The organism is Mycobacterium sp. (assembly GCF_019247635.1).
Taxonomy (GTDB): domain Bacteria; phylum Actinomycetota; class Actinomycetes; order Mycobacteriales; family Mycobacteriaceae; genus Mycobacterium.
Window position 1 is genome coordinate 1 of sequence record NZ_JAFBAR010000088.1, and the last position, 7382, is coordinate 7382.

9 protein-coding genes and 1 pseudogene are annotated in these 7382 nt (G+C 68.3%); 4 read left to right on the forward strand and 6 right to left on the reverse strand.

The genetic code is table 11. The annotated features are described in order from the left end of the window. The 4 genes and pseudogenes from JO236_RS13750 to JO236_RS13765 all read right to left on the reverse strand — a co-directional run. Nucleotides 1-380: zinc ribbon domain-containing protein (locus tag JO236_RS13750; RefSeq protein ID WP_416362239.1), on the reverse strand; the 380-nt coding region annotated here is incomplete at its 3' end. Next, complete coding sequence (locus JO236_RS13755; RefSeq protein ID WP_293330914.1) at nucleotides 377-1507, reverse strand: Nif3-like dinuclear metal center hexameric protein; 1131 nt, start codon at nucleotides 1505-1507, stop codon at nucleotides 377-379. The genes JO236_RS13750 and JO236_RS13755, both read right to left, overlap by 4 nt. After that, the gene (gene cobC, locus JO236_RS13760) at nucleotides 1504-2535 is read right to left on the reverse strand and encodes an Rv2231c family pyridoxal phosphate-dependent protein CobC (RefSeq protein ID WP_293330917.1); all 1032 of its coding nucleotides are present in this window, start codon (nucleotides 2533-2535) and stop codon (nucleotides 1504-1506) included. The genes JO236_RS13755 and cobC overlap by 4 nt, the downstream gene beginning before the upstream one ends. 39 nt (nucleotides 2536-2574) lie before the next feature. Continuing rightward, nucleotides 2575-2784, reverse strand: a pseudogene (locus tag JO236_RS13765) (type II toxin-antitoxin system VapC family toxin); the annotation flags it as partial. A 64-nt stretch (nucleotides 2785-2848) separates the two neighbouring features. On the opposite strand from JO236_RS13765, the gene JO236_RS13770 reads away from it, so the two are divergent. From JO236_RS13770 to JO236_RS13780, 3 genes are all read left to right on the forward strand, one after another. After that, nucleotides 2849-3532 (forward strand): HAD-IA family hydrolase, encoded by a 684-nt coding sequence (locus tag JO236_RS13770; RefSeq protein WP_416362241.1) that lies wholly within the window; start codon nucleotides 2849-2851, stop codon nucleotides 3530-3532. Nucleotides 3533-3599: 67 nt separating this feature from the next. Continuing rightward, nucleotides 3600-4079 (forward strand): low molecular weight protein-tyrosine-phosphatase, encoded by a 480-nt coding sequence (locus JO236_RS13775; protein WP_293330933.1) that lies wholly within the window; start codon nucleotides 3600-3602, stop codon nucleotides 4077-4079. Then, on the forward strand, nucleotides 4079-4888 hold the full coding sequence (locus JO236_RS13780; protein ID WP_293330920.1) for an SURF1 family protein: 810 nt from the start codon (nucleotides 4079-4081) through the stop codon (nucleotides 4886-4888). The genes JO236_RS13775 and JO236_RS13780 overlap by 1 nt, the downstream gene beginning before the upstream one ends. A 297-nt stretch (nucleotides 4889-5185) precedes the next feature. On the opposite strand, the gene JO236_RS13785 is transcribed toward JO236_RS13780, so the two are convergent. Beyond that, entirely contained in the window at nucleotides 5186-6115 is a 930-nt protein-coding gene (locus tag JO236_RS13785) for a cobalamin biosynthesis protein (protein ID WP_293330923.1), read from the reverse strand. Between the two features lie 35 nt (nucleotides 6116-6150). On the opposite strand from JO236_RS13785, the gene JO236_RS13790 reads away from it, so the two are divergent. Then, on the forward strand, nucleotides 6151-6981 hold the full coding sequence (locus JO236_RS13790; RefSeq protein ID WP_293330926.1) for an oxygenase MpaB family protein: 831 nt from the start codon (nucleotides 6151-6153) through the stop codon (nucleotides 6979-6981). A gap of 181 nt (nucleotides 6982-7162) precedes the next feature. Here JO236_RS13790 and JO236_RS13795 read toward each other — a convergent pair. After that, a partial coding sequence (locus JO236_RS13795) for an alpha/beta fold hydrolase (protein ID WP_416362240.1) occupies nucleotides 7163-7382 on the reverse strand: 220 nt, incomplete at its 5' end.

The window sequence follows — 7382 nt, forward strand, 5'->3', positions numbered from 1 at the left end:
AGCTCCTCGCGACGTTCCATCACCTCCAGCAGGGAATCCTCCAGGCTGGTCTGCCGGCGCTGCAGAGTCTCCAATTCGTGCTGTAGGTCAGACAACTGCTTGACGTCGGTGGCTCCTGACGCGAGTAGCGACCTGTCACGGTCTTCGCGCTGACGCACCGCCTCGATCTCCGCCTCCAGCCGCGACACCTGAGCATCCAAGTCCTCCACCGCGATTCGCACGGCGGCAAGGCGATCACCGGCGGCGTTGTGCTGCATCCGCGCCCGTTCGAACGCCTCCCGTTGGGGCAGGTGGGTGGACCGATGTGTGATCCGGGACAGCTCGGCGTCCAGATTTGCCAATTCCAGCAGCGAACGCTGCTGTGCTACTTCGGCTTTCATGGGTCCCCCCCAGATCTCACGTTCCATGGGTCGGTACGGATGGTGCTCACGTGCGTCGGCAGCGATACACCGAAACGGGATGCCAACAGGTCGGCGGCCTGGCGGCACCAAGGGAATTCGCTTGCCCAATGGGCGACGTCGATCAAGGCCACGTCGGAGGCCCGGCGATGCTCGTCAGCCGGGTGATGCCGAAGATCGGCGGTGACATACGCGTGCACGCCCGCGGCGGCGACCGCGCCGAGAAGCGAGTCACCCGCGCCGCCACAGACCGCGACCCGCGACACCTGCAGGTCGGGGTCCCCCGCAGCGCGCACGCCCCACGACGTTTGCGGCAACGCGGCCTGCACGCGAGAGACAAAGGCCCGCAGCGGCTCCGGTTCGGGCAGCGCACCGATTCGTCCAAGGCCGGCGCCGCTGGGCAGCGGCGCCAGTGCTAAGACGTCGAACGCCGGTTCCTCGTACGGATGTGCGGACCGCATTGCCGCTAACACCTCGCCGCGGACCCGCGCCGGCGCGATGACTTCCACCCTGTCCTCGGTGACCCGCTCGACGGCGCCGACCCGGCCGATCGCCGGGTCGGCACCGTCGTGCGGCAGGAACTGCCCGGTACCGGTGACAGTCCAGCTGCAGTGGGAATAGTCGCCGATCCGCCCGGCGCCGGCGTCAAACACCGCCGCCTGCACGGCTTCCGCGTTTTCGCGTGGTACATACATGACCCACTTGTCGAAGTCGGCCGTGGCCGGCGCGGGCTCGAGCACGTCCTCGACGGTCAGGCCGAGGGTCTGTGCCAGCGCGTCGGACACCCCGGGTGCGGCCGAGTCGGCGTTGGTGTGTGCGGTGAACAGCGAACGCCCCCCTCGGATCAGGCGGTGCACCAATGCGCCCTTCGGCGTGCTGGCCGCCACCGTGTCGACCCCGCGCAGCAGCAACGGATGGTGGGCCAGCAGCAGGCCACGCTTGGGTACTTCGTCGACAACCGCCGCTGTCGCATCGACCGCGATGGTCACCGACTCCACCAGGTCGTCAGGGTCGCCGCAAACCAGCCCGACCGAATCCCAGGATTGGGCCAGCCGCGGTGGGTACGCCTCGTCCAAGACCTCGATCACGTCGGCCAGTCGCACACTCACCGGGCCCTCCCGCCCATCGCCTCGACCAGCAGCGGCCACTCGGGGCGCACCGCCGCCCGCAGATATTCCGCGTCCAGCCCAACGAACGTGTCACACCGGCGAACCGCAATCCCAATGTCCTGCAGCCGCTTTCGCATCTGATCGGCGCCGGGCATGCGGAAAAACACGAACGGAGCCCGGCCGTCGACAACGTCGGCACCCACGGACCCCAGCCCGCACACCATCTGCGCGCGCACCGCGGCCAGCCGCACCGCCCCGCTGGCGGCCTCGGCGACGGCCGCGGGCGCGCAGCAGGCCGCGATGGCCGTCAGCTGGAGGGTGCCCACCGGCCAGTGCGCGCGCTGCGCGGCCAATCGGGCCAGCACGTCGGGCGAGCCGAGGGCGTAGCCCACCCGCAGCCCGGCCAGCGACCACGTCTTCGTCAGGCTGCGCAGCACCAGCACGTCGGGCAGCGGGTCGCCGGCCAGCGACTCCGGCTCGCCCGGCACCGAATCGGCGAACGCCTCGTCTACCACCACAATCCGCCCGGGTCGGCGCAGCGCGAGTACCTGCTCGCGGGTGTGCAACACCGAGGTCGGGTTGGTCGGATTGCCCACTACCACCAGGTCAGCGTCGTCGGGCACGTGCGCGTCCTGCAGCGTGAACGGCCGCTGCAGGACTACGTGATGGACGGGCACACCGGCGGCCGTCAGTGCCCAGGCCGGCTCGGTGAACGCGGGAGCGACGATCGCAGCCAGTGCCGGACGCAAATTGGGCAGCAACGCGAATCCCTCCGCCGCGCCGGCCAACGGCAGGACCTCGTCGCGGGCCCGGCCGTGCCTTTCGCCGACCACGTCCTGGGCCCGGCGCACCTCGTCCAAGCTCGGATACCGGCCGAGCTCCGGCAGCCGCGCGGCCAGGCTCTCTAGCAGCCAGTCCGGCGGGTGCGGGTGGCGGACATTGACGGCGAAATCCAGCATGCCGGGCGCGACGGCCTGATCGCCGTGGTAGCGCGCCGCCGTGAGCGGGCTGGTATCCAGACTCGCCATTGGTGAAACACTAGTGCGCGAGCCCGCGTCCGGGTCGGGCTATCGCGGGACGACCGTGATCGCGCATCGCGCTTGACCAGCATTGCCCAGCCGTGGGTCGGCAGTGACTAGCGAGCAGTCGAGGGCTTCTGCCAGGGCAATATAGGCGGCGTCGTAAGCCGAGAGGTTGTCGCGGATTTCCCAGATGCGCTCAAAAAGGCCGTACACCGGATAGCGAGTCAAGGTCAGGCCGCGCCAGGTGCGTAGCGCGTTCCACAACCTCCCCATTCGGTGCTCCCGTCGGATCATCGACAATGGGTCCGTGACGGATACCATCACGGCCACCACTGGTGCGCAGCCCGGTCCGGGCGAGGCGGCGCAGTTGGTGATCTTCGATCTGGACGGCACGCTCACCGACTCGGCGGAGGGGATCGTCACCTGCTTCCTGCACGCCCTCGGCCAGATCGGCGCCGAGGTTCCCGACGGCGACCTGGTCTCCATGATCGTCGGCCCGCCGATGGACGAGACGTTTCACTCGATGGGGCTCGGCGACGACGCCGACGTGGCGTTCGCGGCGTTCCGGGCCGAATACGGCACCCGGGGTTGGGCGATGAACAGCCTGTTCGACGGGATCGAACCACTGCTGACCGATCTGCGGGCCGCCGGCGTCCGGCTGGCCGTAGCCACCTCCAAGTTGGAACCGACGGCACGTCGCATCCTTGCCCACTTCGACCTGGAACGGCATTTCGAGGTCATCGCCGGCGCGTGCCCACAGGGCTCGCGCAAATCCAAGACCGAAGTGCTCGCCCATGCCCTCGAACAGTTGCGGCCGCTGCCCGGGCGGGTGGTGATGGTCGGCGATCGGAGCCACGACGTCGAAGGGGCCGCCGCGCACGGCATCGACACCGTGGTGGTCGGCTGGGGCTACGGACGTGCCGATTTCGCCGACGGATCCCCCACCGTGGGCGTGACGCACGCGACGACCGTCGACGAACTGCGAAGGGCACTCGGTGTCTGAGTCGACCGATACGAATGCCCCGCTCCTCAGCGGGGCGCTGGACGGCCCGCATCGTCGTCGCGGCGCGCTGCACGTCACCTTCATCTGCACCGGCAACATCTGCCGGTCGCCGATGGCCGAAAAGATGTTCGCGCACCAGATCCAGCAGCGCGGCCTGGGCGACGCGGTGCGGGTGACCAGTGCGGGCACCGGTGACTGGCATGTCGGTAGCGGGGTCGACGAGCGGGCCCGCCGGGTGCTGCGCGCCCACGGCTACCCCACCGATCACCGCGCCGCCCGGCTCGACGATGACCACCTGGCCGCTGATCTGGTAATTGCCTTGGGGCGCAACCACGCTCGGCTGTTGCGCGGGCTTGGCGTCGACGACAGCAGGCTGCGCATGCTGCGGTCCTTCGATCCGCGCTCGGCGGCGTTTGTCCCTGACGTCGAGGACCCCTACTACGGCAACCACGACGACTTCGAGGACGTTTACACAGTCATCGAGGCCGCCCTGCCCGGTCTGCATGACTGGGTCGACGCACGACTGGCGCAGAACGGGAGCGGTTGATGCGTCGTATGGCGTTCCTGTTGCGGCCGGGCTGGATAGCGCTGGCGCTGGTCGTGATCGCGTTCACCTACCTGTGTTTCATGGTGCTCGCGCCCTGGCAGCTGGGAAAGAACACCCGAACATCACGCGAGAACCACCAGATCCAACAGTCTCTCAACACCCCGCCGGTGGCGTTGAAAATCCTTTTACCGCAGCAGAATTCGTCCGCTCCCGACGCGCAGTGGCGCAGGGCGACGGCAACCGGACACTACCTGGCGGACGTGCAGGTGCTGGCCCGGTTGCGGGTGGTCGAAGGGGACCAGGCTTTCGAGGTGCTGGTGCCGTTCGCCGTCGACGACGGACCCACCGTCCTGGTGGACCGGGGCTACGTGCGGCCCGAGCCGGGCTCGCACGTGCCGGTCATCCCGCGCCCGCCTGACCAGGCGGTGACCATCACGGCGCGGCTACGTGACTCCGAACCACTGGTCGCGGGCAAGGAGCCGTTCACCAGAGATGGCTTCCAGCAGGTGTATTCGATCAACACCGAACAGGTCGCGGGATTGACGCGGGTGCCGCTGGCCGGGTCCTATCTGCAGTTGGTGGAAGACCAACCCGGCGGCCTCGGTGTGATCGGGGTGCCCCACCTGGATGCCGGACCCTTCTTGTCGTATGGCATCCAATGGATCTCGTTCGGCATCGTGGCCCCGATCCTGCTGGGCTATTTCGTGTACTCCGAGATCCGGGTTCGCCGCCGCGAGAAGTCGGAGGCGCCCGACAGGCCGATGACCGTCGAGGAGAAACTGTCGGACCGCTACGGACGGCGGCGATAGGCCCGGGCCCCGTGTGTGCGCGTCGGTTGCCGACAGAAAGGTCGTCCTGGCCGGTAGAGCCACACGATGGGGATGAACTGACCCCAGGTTTACCCGACGTGTAAGCGTGGACGGCGGTAGGTTATGTCTGCGGTGATTTCCGCTCAGGGCTTGTGCTAACGGGTTGGAGGTTGGCCATGTCGTATCTGGTGGCAGTCTCGGACAGGTTCGCCTCGGCGGCAACTGATCTGTCCAACATCGGTTCGGCGGTAAGTGCGGCGCGTGCAGGCGTTCAATCATGCTGTGTGGCAGTCGAACTCAGATAGTTAACCCGCGTATCGGCGTGAGGCCCGGTAACACGGACAAAGCCACCAAAGTGCCCGCCGAAACCACCCGCGACAACACCACCGCGCGGCGCAGGTCTGCCACCGTCGGAGGCCGACCCTCACCCAGCGTCGGCCGGATCTGGAGCTCGTGGCGATATTGGGTGGGTCCGCCGAGCCGCACACCGAGCGCACCGGCGAAGGCCGCTTCGACCACACCGGCGTTGGGGCTGGGATGGCGTGCGGCGTCCCGCCGCCAAGCCCGCACCGCGCCCGACGCAGAACCACCCACGGCCGGCGCGCAGCAAACCACCAAGCAAGCAGTCACCCGTGCGGCGACGTAGTTAGCCAAGTCATCCAATCGTGCTGCGGCCCAACCGAATCGGAGATAGCGCGGCGATCGGTAGCCGATCATCGAATCCAGCGTGTTGACGGCACGATAACCCAGCACCGCGGGTACCCCGCCGATCGTCGCCCACAGCAGCGGCGCCACCTGGGCGTCGGAGGTGTTCTCCGCCACCGATTCCAGCGCCGCGCGCGTCAGGCCCGCCGCGTCCAGGCTGACCGGATCGCGCCCGCATAGCGACGGCAGTAGCCGTCGCGCGTCCTCGACATCACCGTCGTCCAGCAGCTCCGACATTCGTAGACCGGTGCGCGCCAACGAGGTTCCGCCCAGCGATAGCCAGGTGGCCGTCGCCGTGGTCACGAGCCGACGGGGCAGCGCCGCACCCAGCAGGACAACCGCACCGACCAGCACGGCGACGTGCAAAGCACCGGCTACCCGGCTGTCGCGGTAGGTGACCTGCTCCAACTTCGCCGCCGCCCGGCCGAACACCGCGACCGGGTGCCCCCGCTGCGGGTCGCCCACCACGATGTCGGCCAGATAGCCGGCCGCGACGCCGACGACCCATGTCGACGCAACCACTCCGGCAGCGTCTCACACGTGGTGTACTCCAGCACATGGCAGGAACCGCAACGAAGCGGCCCGCGACCCGGATCGCCGATCTGCTGAACCCGGCCGCGCTGTTGCTGCCGGCCGCGAACGTGATCATGCAGCTGTCGTTGCCCGGGGTCGGGTATAGCGTGCTGGAAAGCCCGGTGGACAGCGGCAACGTCTACAAGCATCCGTTCAAGCGGGCCCGCACCACGGGCACCTACCTGGCGGTTGCCGCCATCGGCACCGAGTCCGACCGTGCGCTGATCCGCGGCGCCGTGGACGTCGCGCACCGCCAGGTTCGGTCGACGCCGAAGAGCCCGGTACCCTACCACGCGTTCGACCCCAAGCTGCAGCTGTGGGTGGCCTCGTGTTTGTACCGCTATTTCGTCGAGCAACACGAGTTCCTGCACGGGCCGCTGGACGAGGCCTCCGCCGACGCCGTCTATCGCGACGCCAAGCGGTTGGGCACCACACTGCAGGTGCCTGAGCGCATGTGGCCGCCGGACCGGGTGGCGTTCGACGAGTACTGGAAGCGCTCATTGGATGGCCTGCAGATCGATCCGCCGGTGCGCGAACATCTTCGCGGGGTTGCGTCGATGGCGTTTCTGCCGTGGCCGCTGCGGGTGCTGGCCGGACCGTTCAACCTGTTCGCGACGACCGGATTCCTGGCGCCGGAGTTCCGGGCGATGATGCGCCTGGACTGGTCGCCGAGCCAGCAGCGCCGCTTCGACTGGCTGCTTTCGGCGCTACGGCTGGCCGACAGGCTGATTCCGCACCGGGTCTGGATCTTTATCTACCGAACCTATTTGTGGGACATGCGGTTTCGCGCGCGACGTGGCTGGCGGATCGTGTAGATGCTCAGTGCCGCCAGCCAGTTGGGCGCCGGCCAGTTGGGCCGGCCAGTTGGGCCGGCCAGTTGGGCCGGCCAGTGCCGCCGGCCAGTTGGGCCGGCCAGTTGGGCGAGCAGACGCAAAAGCACGTAAAACACCGGCGTGTCGGGGGCTTTTGCGTCTGCTCGCCCAACTAGTCGCCCACTCAGCGGACCGTTGCGAAGAACGCGCGCAGATCCTCGACGAACAGCTCCGGCTGCTCGAACGCGGCGAAGTGCCCGCCCCGCGGCATCGTCGTCCAGTGCGTGATGTTGTAGACCGGATCGCACCACGTCCGCGGCGCCCCCAGCACCTCGCCGGGGAAACTGGCGACGCCGGTGGGCAATTCGACGCGGTCCATCTGCCCCCAGGCCTTGAAACTTTCC

Excerpts from the sequence above, each read along its gene's own strand:
- cobC (WP_293330917.1), bottom strand. The coding sequence starts at position 2,535 with ATGGCGAGTCTGGATACCAGCCCGCTCACGGCGGCGCGCTACCACGGC.
- JO236_RS13780 (WP_293330920.1), top strand. The coding sequence starts at position 4,079 with ATGCGTCGTATGGCGTTCCTGTTGCGGCCGGGCTGGATAGCGCTGGCG.
- JO236_RS13790 (WP_293330926.1), top strand. The coding sequence starts at position 6,151 with ATGGCAGGAACCGCAACGAAGCGGCCCGCGACCCGGATCGCCGATCTG.